Annotated in this window: 20 protein-coding genes; 8 read left to right on the top strand and 12 right to left on the bottom strand. The window is 42.8% G+C overall.

Features of this window, described 5'->3' with window-relative positions; all coding sequences use genetic code 11:
* Positions 1-104: 104 nt before the first annotated feature.
* From H2O73_RS09335 to H2O73_RS09310, 6 genes are all read left to right on the top strand, one after another.
* Positions 105-782: a response regulator transcription factor gene (locus tag H2O73_RS09335; RefSeq protein WP_182108577.1), complete on the top strand. Its 678-nt coding sequence runs from the start codon at positions 105-107 to the stop codon at positions 780-782.
* Positions 779-2,038, top strand: coding sequence for a sensor histidine kinase (locus H2O73_RS09330; protein ID WP_182108576.1), 1,260 nt, complete (start codon positions 779-781; stop codon positions 2,036-2,038). The genes H2O73_RS09335 and H2O73_RS09330 overlap by 4 nt, the downstream gene beginning before the upstream one ends.
* 69 nt (positions 2,039-2,107) lie before the next feature.
* Positions 2,108-3,001: a 1-aminocyclopropane-1-carboxylate deaminase/D-cysteine desulfhydrase gene (locus tag H2O73_RS09325; protein WP_182108575.1), complete on the top strand. Its 894-nt coding sequence runs from the start codon at positions 2,108-2,110 to the stop codon at positions 2,999-3,001.
* A 1-nt stretch (position 3,002) separates the two neighbouring features.
* Positions 3,003-3,284 carry a DUF1496 domain-containing protein gene (locus H2O73_RS09320; RefSeq protein WP_246335877.1) on the top strand — a complete coding sequence of 94 codons (282 nt, stop codon included), beginning with the start codon at positions 3,003-3,005 and terminating at the stop codon, positions 3,282-3,284.
* A 3-nt stretch (positions 3,285-3,287) separates the two neighbouring features.
* On the top strand, positions 3,288-3,893 hold the full coding sequence (locus tag H2O73_RS09315; RefSeq protein WP_182108573.1) for a hypothetical protein: 606 nt from the start codon (positions 3,288-3,290) through the stop codon (positions 3,891-3,893).
* 211 nt (positions 3,894-4,104) lie between these two features.
* Complete coding sequence (locus H2O73_RS09310; protein WP_246335876.1) at positions 4,105-5,010, top strand: DMT family transporter; 906 nt, start codon at positions 4,105-4,107, stop codon at positions 5,008-5,010.
* 27 nt (positions 5,011-5,037) lie between these two features.
* On the opposite strand, the gene H2O73_RS09305 is transcribed toward H2O73_RS09310, so the two are convergent.
* Together H2O73_RS09305 and H2O73_RS09300 are read right to left on the bottom strand one after the other, a co-directional pair.
* Positions 5,038-6,342, bottom strand: a complete 1,305-nt coding sequence (locus tag H2O73_RS09305; RefSeq protein ID WP_182108572.1) for a serine hydrolase domain-containing protein — start codon at positions 6,340-6,342, stop codon at positions 5,038-5,040.
* Between the two features lie 87 nt (positions 6,343-6,429).
* On the bottom strand, positions 6,430-7,644 hold the full coding sequence (locus tag H2O73_RS09300) for a serine hydrolase domain-containing protein (protein ID WP_182108571.1): 1,215 nt from the start codon (positions 7,642-7,644) through the stop codon (positions 6,430-6,432).
* A 330-nt stretch (positions 7,645-7,974) separates the two neighbouring features.
* On the opposite strand from H2O73_RS09300, the gene H2O73_RS09295 reads away from it, so the two are divergent.
* Positions 7,975-8,223 carry a hypothetical protein gene (locus H2O73_RS09295; protein ID WP_182108694.1) on the top strand — a complete coding sequence of 83 codons (249 nt, stop codon included), beginning with the start codon at positions 7,975-7,977 and terminating at the stop codon, positions 8,221-8,223.
* 73 nt (positions 8,224-8,296) lie between these two features.
* On the opposite strand, the gene H2O73_RS09290 is transcribed toward H2O73_RS09295, so the two are convergent.
* The 5 genes from H2O73_RS09290 to malX form a co-directional block, all read right to left on the bottom strand.
* Positions 8,297-9,727 carry an amidohydrolase gene (locus H2O73_RS09290; RefSeq protein WP_182108570.1) on the bottom strand — a complete coding sequence of 477 codons (1,431 nt, stop codon included), beginning with the start codon at positions 9,725-9,727 and terminating at the stop codon, positions 8,297-8,299.
* Positions 9,728-9,974: 247 nt separating this feature from the next.
* Positions 9,975-11,270: a methyl-accepting chemotaxis protein gene (locus tag H2O73_RS22205; protein WP_182108569.1), complete on the bottom strand. Its 1,296-nt coding sequence runs from the start codon at positions 11,268-11,270 to the stop codon at positions 9,975-9,977.
* Positions 11,271-11,701: 431 nt separating this feature from the next.
* Positions 11,702-12,808 carry a M20/M25/M40 family metallo-hydrolase gene (locus H2O73_RS09280; RefSeq protein ID WP_182108568.1) on the bottom strand — a complete coding sequence of 369 codons (1,107 nt, stop codon included), beginning with the start codon at positions 12,806-12,808 and terminating at the stop codon, positions 11,702-11,704.
* Position 12,809: 1 nt separating this feature from the next.
* Positions 12,810-13,979, bottom strand: a complete 1,170-nt coding sequence (locus H2O73_RS09275) for a MalY/PatB family protein (RefSeq protein ID WP_182108567.1) — start codon at positions 13,977-13,979, stop codon at positions 12,810-12,812.
* Positions 13,976-15,511, bottom strand: a complete 1,536-nt coding sequence (malX, locus tag H2O73_RS09270) for a maltose/glucose-specific PTS transporter subunit IIBC (RefSeq protein ID WP_182108566.1) — start codon at positions 15,509-15,511, stop codon at positions 13,976-13,978. The genes H2O73_RS09275 and malX overlap by 4 nt, the downstream gene beginning before the upstream one ends.
* A gap of 255 nt (positions 15,512-15,766) precedes the next feature.
* On the opposite strand from malX, the gene H2O73_RS09265 reads away from it, so the two are divergent.
* A complete protein-coding gene (locus H2O73_RS09265) occupies positions 15,767-17,524 on the top strand; it encodes a helix-turn-helix domain-containing protein (RefSeq protein ID WP_182108565.1) in 1,758 nt (585 codons plus the stop codon).
* 5 nt (positions 17,525-17,529) lie between these two features.
* Here the strand turns inward: H2O73_RS09265 and H2O73_RS09260 are convergent, their stop codons facing one another.
* From H2O73_RS09260 to H2O73_RS09240, 5 genes are all read right to left on the bottom strand, one after another.
* The gene (locus H2O73_RS09260) at positions 17,530-18,432 is read right to left on the bottom strand and encodes a LysR family transcriptional regulator (protein WP_182108564.1); all 903 of its coding nucleotides are present in this window, start codon (positions 18,430-18,432) and stop codon (positions 17,530-17,532) included.
* A 101-nt stretch (positions 18,433-18,533) separates the two neighbouring features.
* Positions 18,534-19,295 (bottom strand): LutC/YkgG family protein, encoded by a 762-nt coding sequence (locus H2O73_RS09255; RefSeq protein WP_182108563.1) that lies wholly within the window; start codon positions 19,293-19,295, stop codon positions 18,534-18,536.
* A gap of 11 nt (positions 19,296-19,306) precedes the next feature.
* Complete coding sequence (locus H2O73_RS09250; protein ID WP_182108562.1) at positions 19,307-20,722, bottom strand: LutB/LldF family L-lactate oxidation iron-sulfur protein; 1,416 nt, start codon at positions 20,720-20,722, stop codon at positions 19,307-19,309.
* 11 nt (positions 20,723-20,733) lie between these two features.
* On the bottom strand, positions 20,734-21,453 hold the full coding sequence (locus H2O73_RS09245; protein ID WP_182108561.1) for a (Fe-S)-binding protein: 720 nt from the start codon (positions 21,451-21,453) through the stop codon (positions 20,734-20,736).
* 108 nt (positions 21,454-21,561) lie between these two features.
* Positions 21,562-23,145: an L-lactate permease gene (locus tag H2O73_RS09240; protein WP_182108560.1), complete on the bottom strand. Its 1,584-nt coding sequence runs from the start codon at positions 23,143-23,145 to the stop codon at positions 21,562-21,564.
* Between the last annotated feature and the right edge of the window lie 251 nt (positions 23,146-23,396).

Raw genomic sequence — 23,396 nt, 5'->3', positions numbered from 1 at the left:
TTCACAGTGTGGAAAGAATGTCATTGACGTTTTTTTCACACGATTTTTGCTTATATAGACAAACCAGCTTGAATCACCTCGGTCGAGCTAACACTGGTAGAAATATGAATAAGATATTATTGGTTGAGGATAATCGCGAAGTCGCAGGGATTTTATTTGACTACTTTGAATGCCTCGATATGGAACTTGATTATGCCGACAACGGAGAGCTCGGGCTGCAGCTTGCACTTGAAGGTAACTTTGACATCATTATTCTCGATTTAATGCTACCAAGAATGGATGGGCTAACCGTCTGCAACAAGCTACGTGATGCTGGAAACACAACTCCAGTACTGATGTTAACTGCACTCGATAACCGAGAAGATATGCTGGCTGGTTTTAATCATGGTGCCGACGACTACTTAACCAAACCGTTTGATCTGGAAATTCTAGAAGCGCGCATGCATGCACTCATCAAACGCTACCGAGGGAAAATAGCCTCCACTAAAATCATCGTCGGTCCCATTACTATCGACCAAAAAACACGTAAAGCCTATCGTGAAGACAAACTGCTGGCATTGAACCCGACGACCTACACCATTTTAGAAATGTTAAGTAAACGCGCCCCCGATTTAGTCACCCGACAAGAAATCGCAGAAGTATTGTGGGATGAATCTGAGCCCAACAATGATGTGTTGCGTAGCCATATCTACCAGCTTCGTACTCAGTTAGACAAACCTTTTGCTTACCCAATTTTGGTTACCGTACCCAAAATAGGTTTTCGCTTAGAGCTCCCAACATGATCCGTTATTTACGTAGCACTAAATCATTAACCAACACCTTAGCGCTTTTTTTTATTGGTATTTCCGTTGCTATTGGAGTGATTGCATTTTGTGTGTTTTCCCTCGCTATTCATTGGTCAGAAGACCGAATGGGGGAAAGGCGCGCACTCTTGGATAGAGATATCGCCGTGGAGCGCTTCATTGCGGGTGAGCAAGGTAAGATCACAGTTGATGTTCTCACCGACGCCTATAACGATATAAGTTTAGTGCCAAGCGATTACCGCGAGTTTATTCATCAGCACGAACACTACTTAGGCGAGGTGGAATTAAAAGACAAACCAACTTCGCGTATGGTGTACAAAGGCGCCTATACACACAACGGAAAAAGCTACGATATTATCTTGCTCTCCCGTATTGATAATGTGGAGTTTGGGCTAGATGAGATTATCTATTCCAGCTTAATTGTGGTTGCGCTGGTAACGACTTTAATGTGTATTTTTGGCACTTTACTGTACCGGCTGTCGATCCAACTAATAGAGCCTGTGAATGAAATCGCAGAGCAACTAGAGAATCACAGTGGCAACAGTGAAAACGAATTTACAATTTCAACAGAAGCTGCGGTTGAATTTCAAACACTCACTGAGCGCTTAAACCAATATCGAACCGACTTAAATCTAGCGTTAAAACGAGAGCAAGCCTTTGCTCGCTATGCCAGTCATGAGCTACGCACACCGCTCACGGTAGTTAAAGGTGCCGGAAAACTGCTCGCTCGCACTGAACAAAACGACTTTAGTCAGCGACAAATACACAGAATCGATAACGCCACTGAACAGATGATCACTATGGTTGATGCTTTACTCAGCCTAGTCCGCTACGAGCGTAATGCCGACAATGCACCACTACGTGAAATACCGCATAATGAATTGCACACTATAGTGGCGGACAACTCCATTCAAGCCGATGAGAAAGACGTAACGATTAAACTAAACATCTCATCCACCCCAACCGTTCGTGCCACACCACCAGTGATGAATATGATCATCGGCAATCTCATCCGCAATGCCATCGCCGCAACGGCGAAAGGCGAAGTGACAATTGATGTTAGCGATACCATGCTCACCATCACCGATGATGGACCGGGGTTAACCAACGAGCCCAACTTGAACGGTCACGGGCTGGGGCTTTTAATTGTTGAGGACTTAAGCCAACGCTATCAATGGCAATTTCGTTTGCGAAGCCATCCCGATAGAGGCTGTATCGCAAGCATAGAATTTTGACCAAAAGCTAGGTAAAGATAGCCCTTACTGAAGTATGATAGAGCCAGTTTACTCTGGCTTTTACCTTACATGAAACTTGCCGATACCCCTGTTACCCAACATCATTTTTCAAATATCCCGTTTTATCTGAAACGCGATGATCAACTCCACCCTCAGTTTTCAGGAAATAAAGCGCGCAAATTTATGGCGCTTTTAGAAAATGACTATTGTGAAATAACCACACTCATTGGCTATGGCAGCGTACAAGCTAACTCGCTTTACTCTATGGCGGCACTGGCTAGCCTAAAAGGTTGGCAGCTAGAGTTTTATGTCGATCGCATTCCTAGCTGGCTACAACAACAGCCCAATGGTAACTACCAAGCCGCGCTAGAACTCGGTGCGAAGATCATTGCTGTCGCTGATAGTAAACTTCACCCTTCTGACTACATAAACAATATTCGCCAACCCAACCAAGAGTGCCTCGTGGTTCCTGAGGGTGGTCGATGTGGCTTGGCTGAATATGGTGTCACGCAGCTTGCCAAAGAAATCTTGCAATGGGCGCAACCTATAACCGATAAAGAGATTGTTGTGGCTCTGCCATCAGGAACCGGCACAACGGCACTGTTCTTACACAAAACGCTATCTAAACATGGAATAGAGGTTGTTACGTGTGCTTGTGTGGGAGGAAAAGAGTACCTAAAAGCACAGTTCGAGCAACTTGGAGAAAGTAACCACCCCACAATACTTGAATTGGAAGATAAGCATCATTTTGGCAAACTTTACCAACAGGATTACCGCATTTGGCAGCAACTTAATCAAGAAGCCAATGTGGAATTTGAATTACTCTACGACCCGATGATGTGGCGCTGCTTGATCAATTGGTACCCAAAAAATCAACACAAACAGCTGATCTATATTCATCAAGGTGGATTGCTTGGCAACGCCAGTATGCTCCCCCGCTATCAAAGAAAATATGGAGATTGATATGAAGGCGTTATTGCTACTATGGTTAAGTGTTTTCTCCTTAACCAGTTATGCCAACGAAAAAAGCTATTCCACGCCTAGCAAGGCGGCGATTATCCTTGATGCGCAGGCGACGAACCATCGCCTTTGCTATTATCAAGACCAAGCTTTCTCGCAAGGAGCCTTACTGGAAGTGGGAGGCTATATAATGCGATGTGATGAAGCGAATGAGTTTGAAAGTAACGGGCGCTTGAAGTGGATAACATTTGGCAAAGCCTGCAATGAAGAATCAGATAACGAGTGATATATGGATATTTATTTTAACCTTGATGGGCATCTAACGCTTTGCCCAACAACGACCGCTGAAGATATGGCGATCATGGCGCAAAGAATTCGTATCTATCACGAAGTGGGAATAGAGCCCGTGTCTATCATCGAAGGTTATTTAGCTAAAGACACAGAAGAAGACAAGGATAAAGCGCACCAGTTACTGCTCGCACTCGCAATTGAGCAAGAGTTAATAAAAATGGAAGACTTAAACAAGTCGGTAGCGATATTTTACAACCCACACAGCCATGATTTGCTACGCTATAACCCGAGCCAAGCGGTCACCGTTTGGTTGCATCACGCTGCCCACGACAAATCCACAAATTATAATTTTCCATGCCAAGAGTTTATCGCGTTTGTCGTGCAAGCCATCAATATGACTGAACACGATATTGTGCCTGACGAATTACCTGATAATGCGGCGCTATTTCACTCGCTTGGTATTTTAGCCAAACAAGAGAGCCATATGTTTAATCAGTGTATTAGCCAAGGAACTCTCAATATCGTGTTGGCAGATATGTCACCAGCACTGATTGAGAGCAATACTGTTTTTATACCGCAATCAAAAAACGCCACAGTGCATTGAGATCTGCATTGAGGACGATTGTTCCAATCGCTAACTAAAGCCATATTTACACCACCCTATTTGAATGACTGAAATAGCCAATGGCGCAGGTCATTCATTTACAGGCGTAAATATCACGCAACATGCAGACTCTGTTTGCTTAGTGGATCGGTCTATCTCTCAACTGACAGTTCACGTATTATGGCAGCTTCAAAATCCAACGTGACTCACCATGTTTACAAGAATTAACGACGCAATCCCTGTAGGGGTTCGCTTTATGCTGCTATCTGCACTCGGCTTTGCGCTTATGTCTGCGTGCGTTAAGTACGTTAGCGTCTATGGCATACCTGTCTTCGAAATTGTCGCAGCGCGTGCTTTAGTCTCTTTGATCCTCAGTTTTGTCGATGTACAACGTAAAGGCATTTCCATTTGGGGCAATAACCGCAAGCTACTCTTTTTACGAGGCGCCGTTGGCACCATGGCACTCATGTGTGTCTACTATGCCGTCACTACCCTACCGCTGGCTGAAGCCACAATACTGCAATATGTGCATCCGGTCTTTACTGCCTTGCTTGGAGTGCTCTTTCTTAAAGAAAGAGTCCAAGGTGCCACTATGATCTGCATTGTATTGTGCTTATTTGGTTTAGGCATCATGGTGCAACCCAATATGGCGACTTCCATTACCGCTGAAGCACTGCCACTACAGAGCGTGATGATAGCCTTGCTTGGCGCGTTCGGTAGTTCCATCGCTTATGTGATAGTGAGAAAGCTAAGCCAAACAGAAGATAGCTCAGTGATCATTTTCTATTTTCCGTTAGTCGCTCTGCCTACCTCAATTCTATTGATGTGGAATGAATTTGTCTGGCCAAGCTTAGCTATCACCATCGTACTGATTTTCGTCGGAATATTTACGCAAATTGGTCAGTATGGTTTAACCAAAGCAATGCAAACACAAGAAGCAGGCAAAGCGTCCGGCTACTCTTATGTTCAGATCGTATTCTCAACCCTACTTGGGGTAGTGATCTTTAATGAAGTACCGTCTGTTTGGACTTATCTCGGTGGTGGCTTTATTGTTACTGGTGCCCTCATCAATGTGTTTGGTAAGAAGCTGATCCCAAGCGTTTTTAGACGAGTTTAGCGCGGGATCAACATCTAGAATCATTCACTAAACTGAGTGAGCGATTTTATTCATTGCAGCTAATAATTTCTCGCGTAATGAATAACTCACATGGAAGTTATTAATAAACAGAAGTACTCCACTTCCTTTGGCCGGGTTGACGTATGCAGAAGATACCACGCCCGGACCTCCACCATCGTGTCCCCACAGTTGATTACCATAAGCATCTTGCTTTCTGAACCACCCCAAACCAAGATGGGTACCTAACGATTTATCACGTCGTTGAATGCTCAATATCTTAGCCACACTTTCCGGCTGTAGTATGGCAACATCGTTGACCCGCCCTTGATTAACAAAAGCAAGAAAGAATGGTAGCAAGGATTGCATACTCGTACCGAGTAACCCCATTGGATAAACAGGAGAAAAATAGTCACAGTTGGAAAAATTTAGAAATTTCCTTCCATCTGGCATAAACGAAAATGCTTCACCGGTATAGCCTTGGTCAATCATCGCTTTAGTATAAACCTGCATTATTGGTGCTCTTGGGCTGTACTCCGCTTCATAATGAGTCATCCAGTGCAGCGGTTTATCCTTACTCCACGATGTCTGCTTCATCGCACAAGGTTCAAAAATCGCGTCTTCACAATAGGCGTTAAACTTCTGATCGGTTATCCGCTCAACAAGATAAGCTCCCACCACTGCGTTTAAATTGGAGTAACCCGAAACAACGCCAAGCGGGTCTTGGCTTACATTTGCAAAGTCGCCGGCTTCGTATTCATCAAATACCATGACATCTGAAAACGATTCACTCGAAGGGTTCAGGTATTGCTCGACCCATTGAGCCAGCGTTTGATCTTGGTTTTGACAAAATGAATCAGCCATCGGATAAGGCTTCGACATCAGTTTTCTTGATGATAGCGAAGAACTATGTGTCATCAAGTGGTAGGTAGTAATCGATGTTTGCGGGTAATAAGGAGAACGCAATTTAAACCCAAGGTAATCACTTACATCACGGTGTAAATCAAGATCGCCACGTTCTACCAATTGCATCAACGCTGTCCAAACGACCAGTTTAGAAATAGAACCGATGGTTTGCCAAGCGCTCTCTTCTGTCATTTTTCTTTTTGAATCAAGATCTTCAAACCCGTAATTCTTATGCCAATAGAGTTGATTGTTTTTAATGATTGCCGCACTGATACTGGCAGCGGGTAAATCTTGTAATGCTCGATTTAAATCCTCATCCAACTTAACGAGTGGATCTTTGAGAAGGTCATATCCGACAGTTAAACCTACTCCTGCACATCCAACCGCCACACCTGCTTTTAATACATTCCTTCTAGTCAAACTCGTCATTATCCTCCCTACTACTGTTTCTAGCCAAAATACTTAAAATCTCTAATACAACTTGCGCGTGTTACAATCTAACTCATTAAAATATAATTATTCTCTAGCGATGTACTTTGCATTTTTTATACCTATCGATGGCAAAATGTAATTTACCAATAATTCAAATGGGTAATCTTCATCCTGAGTGATATACGCGCCAGAGGTCATTACAAATACAAGATCATATTCGGGTAAAATAAACATTTCTTGACCACCTGAACCTCGCATACCCGCTATAATAAGCGCCTTATTATTCACGGTGATACGCGGAAACCACCAGTTATTACCATATTGAATCGCCTTATTGTCCCAGAATTGCCCACTAGGTTTTAAGCTATCCTCAGCCCAACTCTTTGCAAACAGTCTCTGTCCATCCCACACCCCTTTATTAAGATACAACTGCCCCAACTTAGCTAAATCACGTGAACGTAGATATAGTCCAGATGATCCGAGGTGATCTCCTGTTACTTCGTGAACAAACCAATCAAAATGGGTAATACCCAACGGTTGAAACAGATTGAGATCAGCGTATTCTCTTAAACTTACACCTGACACCTTCTCAATGACTCCCCCCATCAGCACGCTCATCGCTCCCTGATAGACATGCTTCTCCCCTGGTGGATAAATGGACCCTTTTGACAAAACATAACGGTATGGATCCTGTGATAGCCACATATTCATTGCATCGCTAGGCACTGCTCCCCATTCGTTCCAATTGATTCCGCTATTGAAATTGAGCGCATGCTGAATGGTTATTGCTCGCTTCTCTTCTGAAACCACAACTCCATAATCTTCAAAAAATGGATAGATCGGCGTATCAACATCTAAGAGCTGCTTCTGATACAACATTTGTCCAATCAAGGTCGATACTATCGATTTAGTCACTGAACGCATTTGATGATAGGTATCTGCGTTAGGCGGATAATAATTAGGTAAAGGTGTCCTATCATTTTCGGCAGGAACCGGATAGTACTGCTCAAAAGCTAACTGACCATGCCGCACAAGTAATAGGGAATGCACCTTTTTAGATCGGTTTGAGCTGAGCTTTGAATGAAGTTCAATGAGAATATTAGGAGAAAAACCTAATTGTTCTGGGGAGGTCGAAGACCAGTCCTTTTGTAATGAAGCCTGAGTCCAATCAAAATTCTTAATATCAGGTTTTGGTGGCCAAATAAGATATTTAAAAACGAAAGCCATCGGCAATAACACAAATAAAGTAGCAAATCCAAATTTCATTATTTTATATTTTGAGTTCACATCACCTTCCATTCATACCTTAATTTGCCCAGCAATAAACACATTAGATTCATCTAATCTCTTGTTCATGTGCTGATGTTACTGCCTCACAATTAAACACTGCGCACATTTTAACCACTTCTAATAATGGCATTGGCAGTAAAGACCGAAAACCTAAATAAAGGTAATTTGAGAGTGATATAGCTATTATCTATCTATTTTTAAACATGAGGAAAAAGCACAGCGATCAAGTCAAAAACAAAACTAGACTAAGTATGGATTTTCAACGCTAAGATAGCTAAAGTAATGCGCAAAATTCACGATGCATTTCGTGTTTACAAAGTTCAAGAAAGAGACAATACAATGATTAACGACGATAAAGTGATTAGCTCATTAGACGAGCTAGAGTCATTCCTTATGGCAATTGAAAGCGGTGTACTGGGTTTGCAGAACGTAGCAGGTGTCGCACTCGCAACCAACAATGCTGATGGTCGTCACTTTGTTGCGGTATTAGATGACAAGCACCAGTTGCTACTTGGTCGTTGGGTAACAGAAGAAGTGTTCAAAAACGGTCAAGACCTAGTACGTAATGGATCTAAGCCTACCCACTAATGTCGAACTCATGAATAAAGCCCGCTAATGCGGGCTTTATTGTTTCAAGCGACCGTTTCTATCGATCGGTAGATTAATCCATCAAACTTTTAGATTTAATCGCTTTCTTAGCGAGTTCTTTGGCAAATGCTTTGATATCTGCTTCCATTGCATCGATTGTACCGCGAACATCATCTAACGCGATGGTTTGCATTTGTCGGTTTTCCATCACCACTTGTCCGTTCACAATAGTCGTGTCTACGTTGCTTGGGTTAGCTTGAAATACTAACGTGGCGTATGGGTCATAGTTCGGCAGCATATTGGCAGATTGTGTTTCAACGATAATAATATCTGCCTGCTTACCCACTTCCAGCGAGCCAATTGTCTCTTCCATATGCAGTGCTTTTGCTCCGCCAATGGTTGCCATTTCAATCACCTGTTCTGGGATCATAATAGTACGGTCATCATGCTTGAGGCGCTGCATAGTTGAGGCATAACTCAACGTACGCCACAAGTCGACTTGGTTTGAACTCATTGGTCCATCCGTGCCCAAACCTACACGCATCTCTTCACGGTACATTTCCCATGCTGGCGCCATACCCGTGGCACCTTTGGCATTCGCCATTGGGTTGTAAGCCACGCCGGCATCCGCCTGTTTGACTAACTGAATATCATTTGCTGATAAATGAATACCGTGTGCAAGCACGACACGCTCATCTAACGCACCAATTTGTTTAAGGTATTCAACGGGCGAACTGGCGCTGTGTGACTCTTTAATGCGAGCTTCTTCATTTGGGAACTCTGCAACGTGGATCAACACCGGCACGTCATGCAACTTTGAGAGTTGGTTGATTTGCTGTAGCTTCTCTTTGCTCACGGTGTAAACCGCATGCGGCGCATAGGCTGGCGTAATCAAAGGGTCATTCTTGTATTGCTGAATAAAGCTTTCTGCGTATTCAATGCCACCGTATGGTTGCTTGCTATCGACGACTGGGAACTTGATCACCGTTTGCCCTAGTACCGCGCGCAAACCCACCTCTTTGGTCGCTTTAGCCATTTCGTCCATGTGGTAATACATGTCTGCATAGGTCGTCACACCACTCTGTGCTAAATCAATCGCGCCCAGTTTGGTGGCATTGTAGATAAGCTCTCGACTCAACTTCTCACCTTCTAGAGGAAAAAAGTAAGCAAACAGACGGTTAGAAATGCCCTCTTCACCTAAACCACGGAAAGCGATCATCGGTAAATGGTTATGAGTGTTGATCATCCCTGGCATGACAATCCCATCATTGGCATCTATCTGTTTTGGTGCCGAGTATTGCTCTGATAACTCCTCACCACCAACGGCAATGATTTTGTCATCTTTAATCACGACCACACCATTTTCAATCACATCCATACTGCCATTTATCGTCAGTACTTCACCATTGGTAATAATAAGGTCAGCGTTGTGGTTGTTTGTAAACTGAGCACAGCCTGAAAGTGCCATAGCCACAAACGAAGCAAGCAATGTAGGTTTGATCATTTTATTCTCTTAAATCAGCGAAAGGAAAAATCGCGCGCATCATAGAAGAGGTTAAAGAGTAAAGCGATGTGAAAGGTGTAAAACAGTGAAACTGAGGGCAATTTTAGAGATTAAAAAGCCTCAATACAGTTGATTCTGCATGAGGCTTCTCTATGGTTCATTGTTCTGCTATGTATGAGCACACTAACTTAACTCATAAAGCTAAGTTAATGGCTCAAACATGAAAAGATATGCCACTGCCGTTAAGTTAAGGCAGTTTTTGGTCATTTAGACTCATCACAGTGTTTGAGACGTTCTCAGCACCTTTGTAGATCTCTTCCATCACCGTTGAGACTTCGGACATTTTCGCACTACCGTGGTCCGATATTGTCGCCACTTCTTGCATAAACTGAGTAATATCAGTGGTCAATTCTTGGTTTTCATCGACAACATGAGTAATTTCTGCAGTTGATTCTGCCGTCCTTGATGCCAACTTTCTCACTTCATCAGCAACAACAGCAAAACCTCGCCCTTGTTCACCAGCACGCGCCGCTTCAATAGCCGCATTCAGCGCCAACAAGTTGGTTTGCTCTGCAATGCCTTTAATGGTTAACACGATCTGAGAAATATTATGTGATCTCTCATTTAAGTCAGCAATTTTAACGGCAGCACCTGCCACTTTTTCACTAATTTCATGCGAAACCTCTACCGACTCTTGTAGCAATTTAGAGCCTTCCAACGCAATTTGTGAGGTTTCCACTGACGTGCTGTAAGCGATTTCAGAAGCTTGAGATATTGCCAAGTTGCGTTCCACTTGCTCTGTCACATCAGCAGCAAATTTAATCACACTGACCACTTTTCCGTGCTCATCAAAAATAGGGTTATAAGTCGCTTCGATCCAAACATTTCGACCAAACGAGTCTCTTCTCAAAAATTGCCCTGATTTATGACGACCCGCTCTTAGATCAGACCAGAAATCCGGGTTGTCACGGTAAAACTCATCGAAACAGAACATTCGATGGTGCTGACCTAGAATTTCGTTTTCTCGGTATTTTAGTGTACTCAGGAAATTGTCATTTACACTGATCACTTGGCCTTCAACAGAAAACTCAATCATCGCCATCGATTTATTTAGCGCGTCAATTACACTCTGTTTTTGCGCATCAGTCTTATGTACGCTAGTCACATCAGCCGCTATCTTGAATACTCTTTCCACTTTACCTTGATCATCAATCACAGGAATATAAGTCGCAGAAAGAATCACAAAATGACCACCTTTACAAACACGAGTGAAAGTGCCTTCAAAAGCTTCCCCTGCCGCTAACGAGCGCCAGAATTCAGCGTATTCTGATGAGTGGGTGTAACTTGTTTCACAGAACATACGATGATGTTTGTTCTGAACTTCATCAAGTGTATAACCAACGCAATTTAGAAATTTATTGCTAGCGGTTAAAATATTGCCGTTTTTATCAAACTCAATATAAGCAGTGTTTTTAAATATGGCAGCGTATAAGTTTTCTTCAAATGTCGGCTTGCTTACAGCCTGTTTCTTTTTGAAAAACATTCTATTACTTTCATCCTATGCATTTTTATAATTATTTACATACCTGCAACTTTTCGGTATGCCGTACTATTTTCGCACAACTTTGCCTAAAGTGAATCAATGATTAATCAATTATTTTCTATTAATATTTTACTCATCACTCGCCCAGCAATAAGCGTCACTAAAAATCAATATCAAGAACTCGCTAGAGCATCAAGTCATTTAGTTAATAAGAAATTTCTAAAATTATTATTAATCAATACGTTAAACACGCTTCCCGCAAGGGTTATAGCTAGTATTAATGCAAAATATATCGTGAACAATTAACGGGACGCGAAGCGTAATCTAAAGTGCGGAAAAAGTAAAAGCCCCAGCATCTTGGCTGGGGCTAAATAGTGAGGATTGTTAATTTGGTTGTAAACTGTCAACCTGAAAATAGACACATGTTTGCTTTAATAATCAATGAGTAAACTTCTAACTAAATTTCGACAAGCCATAATGTCCGATTTTTTAATGCACTCATGAACACTATGAATATGCTGCATGCCAACACTGATATCAGCACAAGGGATGCCTTGTTTATTGAAGATGTTGGCATCAGAACCACCCATTCCATCTAACAATTTCACCTCTATACCTTGAGCAGAACAACTCGATGCAAACCGACTTAACAATGCCGAGCTTGGATCTAAGCGGAAGCCAGGTGTCCCTTGTGATAAACGGTTTTCATGGCTGATTGGATAGCTTTGTTGTAGTGCTTGCAACTGAGATGAGACGTTTTCAATAAATGATGCCACTTTATCTTGAGTTCGAGAACGTACCTCAAAGGTAATATCAACGCTTTCCATGATGATGTTGGTCGCGTTACCACCATTAATCAGCCCAATATTGCTGGTAGTCTCGTCATCTACACGCCCTATTGGCAGTTGAGTAATCAGTTGTGCAGCAACGACCATCGCATTGCAGCCTGTTTCTGGTTCACTGGCATGTCCAGAAATACCTTTGATCGTCACAATACCTTTGGCTGAATAAGGCGCGGAAATATAAGCGGTTCCTATGTCGCCACCAGCATCAATCACATATGCCGTATCTATTGATGGTAAACGGTCGAAATCGAGCACTTTCGCCCCTTTCAATCCAACTTCCTCTGCAATAGTAAAGATAGCGACTACGGTAGGGTGAGGTCTTGGGTTGGTCACTAATTCAATGAGCACATCCAGTATCACTGCAATACCGGCTTTATCATCACCACCTAGTACGCTTTTACCATCCGTTTTGATCCAATCTCCCTCTTCGACAATAGTTATATCATCACAAGGGGTAACGGTATCCATATGGGCTGATAACGCCACTGTACCTGCGAGTGTACCGGGTAATATGGCAATCAAATTACCACATTGCGCACCTTCTACTTGATAGTATTGATCAGCGTTATCTTCATAAACTTCAATGTCATACTGTGATAGTTGCGCTTTAATATATGCACTAACTTGGACTTCTTTATAGGACGGCGAGCTAATCGCTGCCATCGCTAAAAAGTGTTCAATAACCTTGTCCATCCTAACATTCCTTTAGCTGCGAAATTGCTTGTTGTAAGCACTCTAGCCCTTGCTCAATTTTGCTACGAGGACATGCCACGTTGAGTCGCAGATAGTGCTTACCACCTTCGCCATAGACATCACCGAGCATAATGGCAACACCAGCTTGAATCATCTGTTGTTTCAACTGCTCAGCACTCACCTGCAAGGCGGAATAATCAATCCAAGCAAAATACAAACCTTCTGGATAAATCATCTTCAGATCAGGCATTTCTTGGCGCAGATACAACTGCACAAAATGTAAGTTATCTTGCAAGTAAGTTTTCAACTCATCCATCCAGTAACCGCACTGTCTGTAAGCAGTTATGGTGGCAAGTACACCAAAGATTGAAGGTGATGACAAACCATGTTGGAACTTCAACACATCCATAAATCGCTTATGTAAATCAGCGTCAGGGATTAACACATATGAGCCACCCAATGCCGGAATATTAAACGCCTTCGATGCAGAGGTACAAATAGCAACGTTCTCTGTAGACAATGTCGTGATCGGACAATATGGCACTCCAAAGCAGATATCCATGTGGATATCATCGGAAATAACGAACACGCCATGTTGTCGGCAAACCTCAAGTAGATACGTTAACTCCTCTTTTTGCCAAACCCGCCCAACGGGGTTATGAGGGTTACACAGTAACAACACCTGACAGTTCGCCACTTTTTTCTCAAAGTCGAGTTTGTCGATTTCAAAATATCCATTGTCATCGACAAGCGCACTAGTAACCATGTTACGCCCAGAATGATCAACGCAGTTGAAAAAACCATCATAAGCAGGCGTAAACAGTAAAACGTTGTCTCCCACCTGGCTGTTTAAAGCAATCAGTGTTGCGATTGAATAGATAACACTTGGGCTATAGGCTATCCAGCCATCGGCAATCGAGCTGTCAAAGCGGCTTTGATACCAGTGACAAATAGCCTGTTTATAATCATCATGATTCCAACGGCTATAACCATAGACTGGGTGTTCAATACGCGTCTTCAGCACCTGTTGTATTTCATTTGGCGAAGCAAAATCCATATCTGAAATCGTAAAAGGTAATAACCCCGGTTTACCAAAGCGGTCTTCAACATAGTCCCACTGAGTACAGTAGGTATTCGTTCTATCGATTACGCCGTTGAAATCTATTTTCATGCCATTGCCATCTCTAGTTTTTTGCGCATTGTGTGAACTTGAGGACCAATAACAACCTGCAAGTTTTGTCCATCTAAGCGAACAACACCGATCGCACCTGCGCTCTTGAGCAGTTTCTCGTTAACGACTTCTGTCGAATGCAATACCAAGCGCAATCGAGTTGCACAGTTATCGATGGTAACAATGTTCTCTTTGCCGCCCAGCCCTTCAAGCATATGCGCCGCTAAACCTTCCGCACCCAATGCACTTGCAATTGAGTCACTCTCATCTTCACGACCAGGAGTCTTCAGGTCTTTTTTGACGATGACGTATTTGAAAACTGAATAATAAGCGGCAAACCAAACTACACCCAGTAATGGCACGAAGAACCAGTTAGTTTTAAAGCCTTGCAGTACGCCAAAGACAAAGAAACCGATAATGTCACCACTTGGACCAATATTGACGTCAAATAGTGAAAGCGTCAGGTAGCCCAACCCCGTCATAAAGGCGTGGAACAAGTACAACATTGGTGAAATAAACAAGAAGATAAATTCAATCGGTTCTGTAATACCACTGACGACTGCGGTTACCGCACCAGAGATCAATAAACCACGAATTAACGGACGGTTCTTAAACTTAGCAGTATGGTAGATAGCCAAAGCAACGGCAGGCAGACCAAAGAAGAAACTCAGCATGCGCCCTTGAGACAACAAACTCACCGTCTCCATTGGTGTTTCATAGCCAGCAGCAAGGTTAGTGTAGAAAATGTTCAGCGCACCAATCACCTGTTGACCATCAATAATGGCTTCACCACCAACAGGGGTAAAACGGATCATCGCGGTTAAAATATGGTGCAAACCAAGTGGAATCAGTAGACGTTCACTGGCACCAAAGATCATTGGTCCAAATACATCTGATTGCTGAATGATATAACCAAGACCTTTAATTAAAGTATCAAACAACGGCCAAATGTAAGGGATGAACATACCAAATAGCGACAGTACGACCAAAGAAACAATCGGCACTGCGTGTGGACCACCGAAAAATGCAAATGCATCTGGCAGTTGAGTGTCTTTGTAACGTTCATGAAGACGAGCAACAATCACACCAGAGAAGATACCACCAAGAACACCGGTTCCAATAGTTTGTACCCCTAAGATCATCACTTGCCCAGCGGCTCTCATCTCTTCAGGTCCGGCTAATGCTCCCGTCTGTTTCAGAACAAAGTTGGTACCCATGATCATAATGAGGTAGCCGACAAAACCAGAAAATGCCGCTACGCCTTTTTCTTCTTTGGCTAAACCCAAAGGAATTGCGATGGCAAATAGAACAGGCATGTTCTTAAAGGTAAACACACCGATCATAGTGACGTATTGAAAAAAGATGTTGATCGGTTCGTAGGAAAGAAAAGGCCAGAGTTTTTGCAGTTGTGCACCCGTTAACGAGCTACCCAAACCTAACAAGATGCCGGAAATACCCAACAGAGCGATTGGCAAAACAAACGTTTTACCTAACCCTTGGATAAAACCCCAAAGCTTCATTTTATGACTCATAGTAGCCACTCCATTTTTATATTCATTTTATATTTGTAGGGATAACGATGTTCGTTTCGGCGACACCTTACTTAACGTTGCGCAAAAACAAAATCGAAATGTGCTTCTATAAAAACGGAAATAAATTTTCAGCTATTTTGCTTATTGATACAAAAAACAAGCTCAACATCACACACACAATCAAACTGCTATGATAAAAACGCCTAACTCAAATCATTAATGTGATTTTCACCATACTTTCTATTCGGATAGCTCATGAGCATCACTTCTAACGAAGTTAAGTTGATCAACACACTGTTACAGAAGTCTCATACCATTGCTGAATTGGCGTCGACAATGAGTGTCAGTAACCGCCATATCCACAACTATATCGCCAATATCAATTACTATATTGAACACGCTGTCTGTGTAGAGAAAGGCTGTGCGACCCTTGTTATGAGTGGAGAGGAATGGGCGCAGAAAATCAGAGAAATACCGATTTCGCATTACCGCCCTCTCTCTTGTGAGCGACAAGATTACCTGCTCGACAACTACTTATTCTTATCTCAAAACAGATACCAACAGATAGAAAAACTACTGGCTATCTCCCGTCCTACTCTCAAAAAAGACTTAAATGAACTGTCGTCGAAACTGCAACTTAGCGGTCTCTCTATTCAATATCACGAAGGAAGCTTTTCACTTTGTGGAACAGAAAAAAAACTGCGCCACTTAATGATGGAGAGAATTAATAAGCAAGTTAAAAAAATATACCCTGAGATAGAGTTTCACATCGCAACGACACCACTGCAGCACCACACTCAATCTGTTCTATCGCAGCTATTTTCAACATTACCGTTAAAAGAAACTTACATTATTATTAGCAATATCTCTGACGCTATTGATGGCAAGTTCCCCGCTAATTTTATTAAACTGATGTTTATTTATCTGAGCGTGTCTTTGCATCGAATACAGCAACAGCAATTTATATTACAGAAGAACAATGCCGATTATTTGAGAGGGACGACCAAGTACAGATTGGTATATAAGCAATTAAGCCTACTGATAAACGAACAGCTAGAGTATGAGCACCTACATTTAACCGAATACTTTTTTAGCGGGTGTGAGGAAGACAATTTCCATGAAAATCAGTTACGTGTTGAAATGTGTGCCATGCTATTCATACGCCAACTCACTCAAACGTTTTCGCTGTCAAATAATCAACTATCACAACTTCATACGCTGCTTTGCCAATATTTACCTTCAGCAATTTACCGTATAAAAAATCATGTTCGCTTACATTCAATATCGAGAGAAACGCAGCATCTTCTCAATCACTACCAAGTGACAGTAAACGCAATACCTCACTGTCAGCATTGGTTACCAGAGCCATTGCGAGACGAAGAGATAGTTCAAATCGCTCTGTTTGTTGAACAAGTAGCACAGTATGAAGAGCCAAGCAAAATTGCTTTGGATGATTTGCTCACGACAGTGAAAAAACACGTCAAACAGATGGAATATGAGCCATTAAAGAAAGCGCTGCTAAAGCAATACCCGATGCAGATATCAGATCACGCGAGAGCTGACTACCTTCAGCCAAATTGGTTTAGCCCTACTGATGTTCATCGGACAAATCATACCGCTCGTATAGTGGATATTGCCGAATTGGGGGCACTTCATTTAGCCAATAAACTGGGCATTTATTATCAACAGGTACAACATCCATTGCTCAACGTGGTGAGCTATTTTAATCAATACTTACATCTTGGTTCAAATGTCTATTTATATTCAGCCCAAGCAACACCAGCGACACAATCGTCTACACTTCAACTGGTTTTGCGCCCAAGTGATAGCGAGAGCAACCAATCACCGTGTTACTACTTCTTTTTACTACATAATCAGAGTGCAACACCACACGAACTGCTATTTGCACTTCAGCAATTCGAGCAACAGAAACACATTTATGAGCAAGACTTAACCACTCACTCAACCATTGAGTGGATAACAGCGTTGGTTAATCAAGGGTTAGCTACTTAACTACTTTAAAAGCACTCTTGCATATCGAGATAGCGCTGTCGAATATGATCAATCAATGCTTGAATACGTTTTGCGGGTCTTTTGGTGTAGGGATAGACGGCGTAAATACCGACGACTTTGCTGCTGTGTGGCTGCAAAATTTCAATCAATTTACCTTGTTGAATTTCATTGTAGACAAGGCACGTGGGTAGATAGGCAACGCCATTGCCCACTAACGCACACTGTTTTAATGCCGCTGAGTTGTCTGATGAAAAATTACCCGTCACTTTCAGAGTGTAGGTATCGCTATTATTTTTGAACTGCCAATCAAATGTCCCACCGCTATCATGGGTATAACCCAAACAGTTGTGATGACGTAACTCTTTTGGCGTTTCTGGTGTGCCGTGCTCACTTAAGTATTCAGGTGAGGCGCAGATGATCCAGTGAGAATTGAAAATATAGCGAGCAATAAGGCTAGAATCTTCTAGGTAACCGGTACGAATGACCAAGTCATAATTATCTGCAATCAAATCGACGAAGTTATTATCCATCGACATATCCACCGTTAAGCCGGGGTGCTGCTGGCAAAAATCAGAAATCGCTTTCGCAAGTAATAACTCGCCTGAAATCGTCGGAACCGACATTCTGATATGACCAGATAAGTTGTCATTGTAGCCAGTCACGGCATCAAAAGCAGATTTTGCGGTAGAGTGGATGTCTTTTGAACGGTAGTACAATACTTCGCCCGCTTCGGTCAAAGTGAGCTTTCGTGTCGTACGATAAAGCAGCTGTGTTCCTAAATCTGCCTCCAATTTGCTGACTCGTTTACTCACCATCGACTTGGTGATGTTATTCGCTTCAGCCACTTTGCTAAATGAACCAAACTCAACAACTTGAGTAAATAAGACAAGGTCATCAATATGGGGCATATGCTGCGCTCTAAATTTTTACTGATCGTTTGATTATATACATCTCTCTGGCTAGATACGACGCCAACCAGTTATCAGCTGGCGTCAGTCGCTACCATCAATTACATATCATCAATGATGACGTAAGTCGCATAAATAGGCCCGTGAACCCCAACAACTTTGATCAATTCAATATCCGCCGTCGAACTAGGACCAGAGATAAAATTAACGCAAGAAGGTAAGCGCTCACCTTGTTTAGCTTTTTCATGCAACTTATCAGTCGCTTGAGTTAATCGAGCCACCAGCGCACTTTTCGGCACGACAAAAACCGAGGCTTCAGGCAGCAAGCTCACCGCTCTACCCTGATCAGGGCGGCTATATAAAACCATTGTTCCTGACTCTGCAAGCGCCTGCTCTGCAAATACAACCCCTACTTTCGCTCGTTCCGCGACAACAATATTCGCCTCATAACCGGCACCTTGGTCCCAAACATAAACATGATGCTGCTCTGTTTCTAACGCCTGCGCAGAGACTAACTCCATCAAGGGTTCATACGCTGACAATATCGTCTCACCGGGAATCGCTTGACCTTGTTCATCCTGACAATATGTTAAGCACACCTGTTTCAAGGTTGCTTCAAGTTCGGCTTGGGTAGTGACAACTGCGTTTGCCCCTAAGGCTGTATTAGCGTAGGTAATCAGAGCATCTTTGAGCTCATCTTGACTGAATGTTACCATCACCTCTTGGTGACAAGTGTACTTTAATGCAGGGCGTTCAACTTGCGACACTGCCTTAGTACGGCCAAGTTTGCTGGCTATATTGTCGAGAAACGACTCTCGATTATGCAGACGCTGCGCTCTATTAGCTGTTTTATCGTATGACATAACCATCGCTCCTATTTCTTGTCTCTTGTTTCAAACCAACTGCGGAAGGATTGCCCGTCCGGTTGTGGTAAATCACGCGTTTCTGCCCACTTGCCAATCGCCCCTACATTCAGTGGCATTTTGCCGTTTTTGATTATTTTACTGGCCATCGTTGCCCCCACTTTAACCCCCATATTCCATAATAAAGGCGTGGCGTTTAGCACGTTAAAACCTTTAACAACAACGCGCTCACTGAGCGGAGTGATATGCTGTTCAGCCATCTTCTCGCGATGCTTCATAAGCAAATCAGACAGCGGAATTTTAACTGGGCACACATCGTGGCAAGCCTTACACAAGCTGCACGCATAAGGTAACTCTTTAAAGTCGTCATACCCACCGAGCAGAGGAGAGAGCACCGCACCAATCGGACCCGAGTATATTGAGCCATATGATTGCCCACCAATATGGCGGTATGCTGGGCAGGTGTTTACGCACGCAGCGCAGCGTACACAACGCAGAATATCTTTAAACTCGGAGCCTAAAATATCTGAGCGACCATTATCAACTATGACTAAATGGAACTCTTCAGGTCCGTCACACTGCTCATCTTCCCGTGGTCCAGTTAATGCGGTCACATATCCCGTCAGAGGAATGCCAACAGCACTGCGACACAGTAAGCTGATCACAATATCCAGCTCTTCAAAAGTAGGAACAATTCGCTCCATACCCATTACAGCAATATGGGTTTTCGGTAAACTCGTCGCTAAACGGGCATTACCTTCATTGGTCACTAAAGAGACCGTGCCCGACTCTGCCACTGCAAAGTTACACCCAGTAATACCAATATCCGCTTCTAAAAAGTCATGACGAATATGATTGCGCACGAAACGCGTCATCTCTTCAGGATCATTACTGCCTTGATAATTCAGCTTATCTTTAAAGATCTCTTTAATCTGTGTTCTGTTCTTATGCAGTGCCGGAACCACAATGTGTGACGGAGGATCGCAATCATCCACTTGCAAAATATACTCACCTAAATCTGTCTCGATCACTTCGCAATTATTGCGTTCAATCATCTGATTAAGACCGATTTCTTCCGTCACCATCGATTTCGACTTAACGACCTTCTTAGCATTTTTTGCTTGAATGATTTGCTCTACGTAATCTGTCGCTTCTTGAGCGGTTTTGGCAAAAAAGACATGTCCGCCATTATCCAACACCTTCTCACTGAGTTGGTGCAGATAATAATCTAGGTTTTCTAATACGTGATTACGGATATCCATACCCATCTCACGCCACTCTTCCCAGTTTCCAAGTTTGTCTGCGGCAATTTGTCGATTAGTGAACATGCGTTCTTGGGCATTCGCCACTGATTTACGCATGAAATCATCTTTCATTTGTACGTCAATTCGTTGCTTGAAATTAACATCGCTGGTTTTCATAGACATGGCTTAAACTCCTATCGGCTCAACAGAACATCGACAATGTGCATCACCTTAACGGGCTGACCTTCGCGAGTCATACGTCCGCCAATATTGATCAAGCAACTGATGTCTGCCCCAATCAGGTACTCCGGCTCTACTGCGCTAATATGTTGAACTTTTTCTTTGACCATTTCGCCAGAGATCTCTGACATTTTGACGGAGAACGTGCCACCAAAACCACAACAGGTTTCTTGGTTCTTAATCGGCACCATCTCTAAACCTTCCACGTTTGCGAGTAACATCAGAGGCTCTTCACGTACGCCAAGTTTGCGAATCAAACTACATGATGGGTGGTAAACCGCGCGTCCTTTCAAACGTGCACCAACATTTTTAACGCCAAGCTGATTAACAATAAACTGAGTCAACTCAAATAAGCGGTCAGCCACTTTCTGTGCTCTTTGTGCCCACTCTGGTTCATCCGCCAAGTATTCTGGGTACTTTTTGATTGATGCGGCGCAAGAACCTGCCGGGGTAACAATTGGAAAATCGTTTGTTTCAAACGCCATAATCAAATTTTTCATGGCTGGCTTACTTTGCTCAATGTAACCGCTATTAAGAGAAGGTTGACCACAGCAGCCTTGTTGCTTAGGAAAAATGATTTCGCAGCCAAGTTCTTCTAGTAAAAGAACCGTTTTTTTCGCTACATCTGCCTTTACCGTGTCACATAGACAGGTAACAAAAAAGTTAACCTTCATAATATTGCTCCAATTAAGAGGGACAGTGTTTCTGTATTAAATGTAGAAGTTGGCTCACCCGCTCGCTTTATTTTCAAAGCGATTTGATGGCAAGTGAGCGACAACAAATTAAATTGCAAGGCTTGCCACAGCGACAATCGCCCCATATAGAATCATTGGGATGACCGTGCGTTTAATGATGTAACCTTCTTTGTTTGAAATGCCCAAAATAGTGGATACTGCGATGATGTTATTAATACACACCATATTACCCATTGAGCCACCAACGGACTGAAGCGCCAAGATAAGGTGTTCTGATAAACCAACGTTATGCGCGATACTCTGCTGAATGCCGCCAAAGGTCAGGTTAGATACCGTGGCAGAGCCAGAGAAGAACGCACCTAGCGCACCTAGGTAAGACGCAAAGAATTGCCAGTTGGTCCCTGTTAGGTCGGAGAAGGCTCGTCCGGTCGTCATGATCGGGGAGTTCTCTCCCCCCATCATCATCAACTTAACCATGATCAGTGCACCTATTAGCGCAATAAACGGCACTTTGATTCGGCTACCTGTCTCTGTAAATACCTGCGTCAGTTGAGCTCTAGACATGCCAAAAACAACGGCTGAAATCATCACAACTAGCACAAATGGGATCAGTGCAGGTACATACAAGGTTTTATATGCCCAGCTAGTTTCAGTACCTAAAATGTGTGCAAACTTAATGATCAACGCATTACTCACACTAAACTCACCAAACCAACCTAGGTTAAAATTAAGCATCGGTGTTGAGTCTAAAAGTAGCGATTTAATACCTAGCTGCTGAATTCGCGTCACAATTAAAATAGCAATCAACAACAGGGTTGGACTCATTGCTTTAAGCACTTGCCCAAACGGCACTTTGGTAATTGGCTCTTGATTTTCTTCGCTAGGTTTTTGCATACCAATGTTGAACTTAGCCAGTAGAATTGAAATCGACAAACCCATAGCCCCACCGACCAATGCGGGGAATTCATAGTTCCACTGAGCAAACAACAAATAAGGGACCGTACACGAAAAGATACTGAGCTGAATAAAGATGAGATTACGTGTAATCGCTCGCCAATCAACAACAAAGCTCAGCGCAATAACTGGAATAACGATGGCTGCCACGGTATGCAATAATGCGGAATACTGACCTATCGTTAGAAGCGATGCCTCATCTAAATTCAATCCACCAAAACCAAACCAGGTCGGTGTACCTACAGCACCAAATGAAACGGGTACCGAATTCATAATTAATGCCAGCATCGCAACTCGTAGAGGAGGAAAACCTAACCCGACTAATATAGGGGCGGCTATCGCAGCTGGCGTACCAAACCCAGATGCACCTTCAATCATAAAGGCAAACGCCCAGCCGATAATCATTAATTGTGCGATTTGATTACGACTAATGCTTTCAAGCCATTGTCGAATCACCGTTTCAGCGCCAGACAGAGCTATAGTACGGTTCAATAAAATAGCGCCAGCGATAATAGAGATTGGGGTGATCGCAGATAAGCTGCCCGCGATAATATTTGCCGTAATATTGGTAAAGTCAGAACCAAAATAAAATAGTTGAATAATTCCGACTAAGAATGCGGTAATAGGTAGAGCAAAATGTGATGGTAAAGCATTCTTTTTCGTCATCATCCAAATTAAAAGGATAATAGGTATTGTAGAGATAATCAGATTTAACATGTCATTGTTCACTAATAGTTATTATTGCCACTTACACAGCCTGTAATATTTATTACTAAGCATCCAATCTAATGTTCTTGGGGTGGACTTTATTTTAGATACTTTTCTTTCTCTTACTATCGTTAAAAATTCACACTGATTAACAACTTCGCATCATTTGTGACAAGCAACCATATCAACAATATGGATAAAGAAATTTAGCACGCATAAACAAGGAGTTAGAAGTACAAGCTATTTTTCATAACTCGCAT

The organism is Vibrio marinisediminis (assembly GCF_014050145.1).
GTDB classification, from domain to species: domain Bacteria; phylum Pseudomonadota; class Gammaproteobacteria; order Enterobacterales; family Vibrionaceae; genus Vibrio; species Vibrio marinisediminis.
This window is presented reverse-complemented; position numbering and strand designations above follow the sequence as displayed.

What these genes read in the sequence shown, in the direction of transcription:
- H2O73_RS09320 (WP_246335877.1), top strand. Translation starts at nt 3,003, where the DNA reads ATGAAGGCGTTATTGCTACTATGGTTAAGTGTTTTCTCCTTAACCAGT.
- malX (WP_182108566.1), bottom strand. Translation starts at nt 15,511, where the DNA reads ATGAGTCATAAAATGAAGCTTTGGGGTTTTATCCAAGGGTTAGGTAAA.
- H2O73_RS09305 (WP_182108572.1), bottom strand. Translation starts at nt 6,342, where the DNA reads ATGACGAGTTTGACTAGAAGGAATGTATTAAAAGCAGGTGTGGCGGTT.
- H2O73_RS09240 (WP_182108560.1), bottom strand. Translation starts at nt 23,145, where the DNA reads ATGTTAAATCTGATTATCTCTACAATACCTATTATCCTTTTAATTTGG.
- H2O73_RS09330 (WP_182108576.1), top strand. Translation starts at nt 779, where the DNA reads ATGATCCGTTATTTACGTAGCACTAAATCATTAACCAACACCTTAGCG.
- H2O73_RS09245 (WP_182108561.1), bottom strand. Translation starts at nt 21,453, where the DNA reads ATGAAGGTTAACTTTTTTGTTACCTGTCTATGTGACACGGTAAAGGCA.
- H2O73_RS09310 (WP_246335876.1), top strand. Translation starts at nt 4,105, where the DNA reads ATGTTTACAAGAATTAACGACGCAATCCCTGTAGGGGTTCGCTTTATG.
- H2O73_RS09265 (WP_182108565.1), top strand. Translation starts at nt 15,767, where the DNA reads ATGAGCATCACTTCTAACGAAGTTAAGTTGATCAACACACTGTTACAG.
- H2O73_RS09280 (WP_182108568.1), bottom strand. Translation starts at nt 12,808, where the DNA reads ATGGACAAGGTTATTGAACACTTTTTAGCGATGGCAGCGATTAGCTCG.
- H2O73_RS09335 (WP_182108577.1), top strand. Translation starts at nt 105, where the DNA reads ATGAATAAGATATTATTGGTTGAGGATAATCGCGAAGTCGCAGGGATT.
- H2O73_RS09300 (WP_182108571.1), bottom strand. Translation starts at nt 7,644, where the DNA reads ATGGAAGGTGATGTGAACTCAAAATATAAAATAATGAAATTTGGATTT.
- H2O73_RS09275 (WP_182108567.1), bottom strand. Translation starts at nt 13,979, where the DNA reads ATGAAAATAGATTTCAACGGCGTAATCGATAGAACGAATACCTACTGT.
- H2O73_RS09260 (WP_182108564.1), bottom strand. Translation starts at nt 18,432, where the DNA reads ATGCCCCATATTGATGACCTTGTCTTATTTACTCAAGTTGTTGAGTTT.
- H2O73_RS22205 (WP_182108569.1), bottom strand. Translation starts at nt 11,270, where the DNA reads ATGTTTTTCAAAAAGAAACAGGCTGTAAGCAAGCCGACATTTGAAGAA.
- H2O73_RS09325 (WP_182108575.1), top strand. Translation starts at nt 2,108, where the DNA reads ATGAAACTTGCCGATACCCCTGTTACCCAACATCATTTTTCAAATATC.
- H2O73_RS09295 (WP_182108694.1), top strand. Translation starts at nt 7,975, where the DNA reads ATGATTAACGACGATAAAGTGATTAGCTCATTAGACGAGCTAGAGTCA.
- H2O73_RS09255 (WP_182108563.1), bottom strand. Translation starts at nt 19,295, where the DNA reads ATGTCATACGATAAAACAGCTAATAGAGCGCAGCGTCTGCATAATCGA.
- H2O73_RS09250 (WP_182108562.1), bottom strand. Translation starts at nt 20,722, where the DNA reads ATGTCTATGAAAACCAGCGATGTTAATTTCAAGCAACGAATTGACGTA.
- H2O73_RS09315 (WP_182108573.1), top strand. Translation starts at nt 3,288, where the DNA reads ATGGATATTTATTTTAACCTTGATGGGCATCTAACGCTTTGCCCAACA.
- H2O73_RS09290 (WP_182108570.1), bottom strand. Translation starts at nt 9,727, where the DNA reads ATGATCAAACCTACATTGCTTGCTTCGTTTGTGGCTATGGCACTTTCA.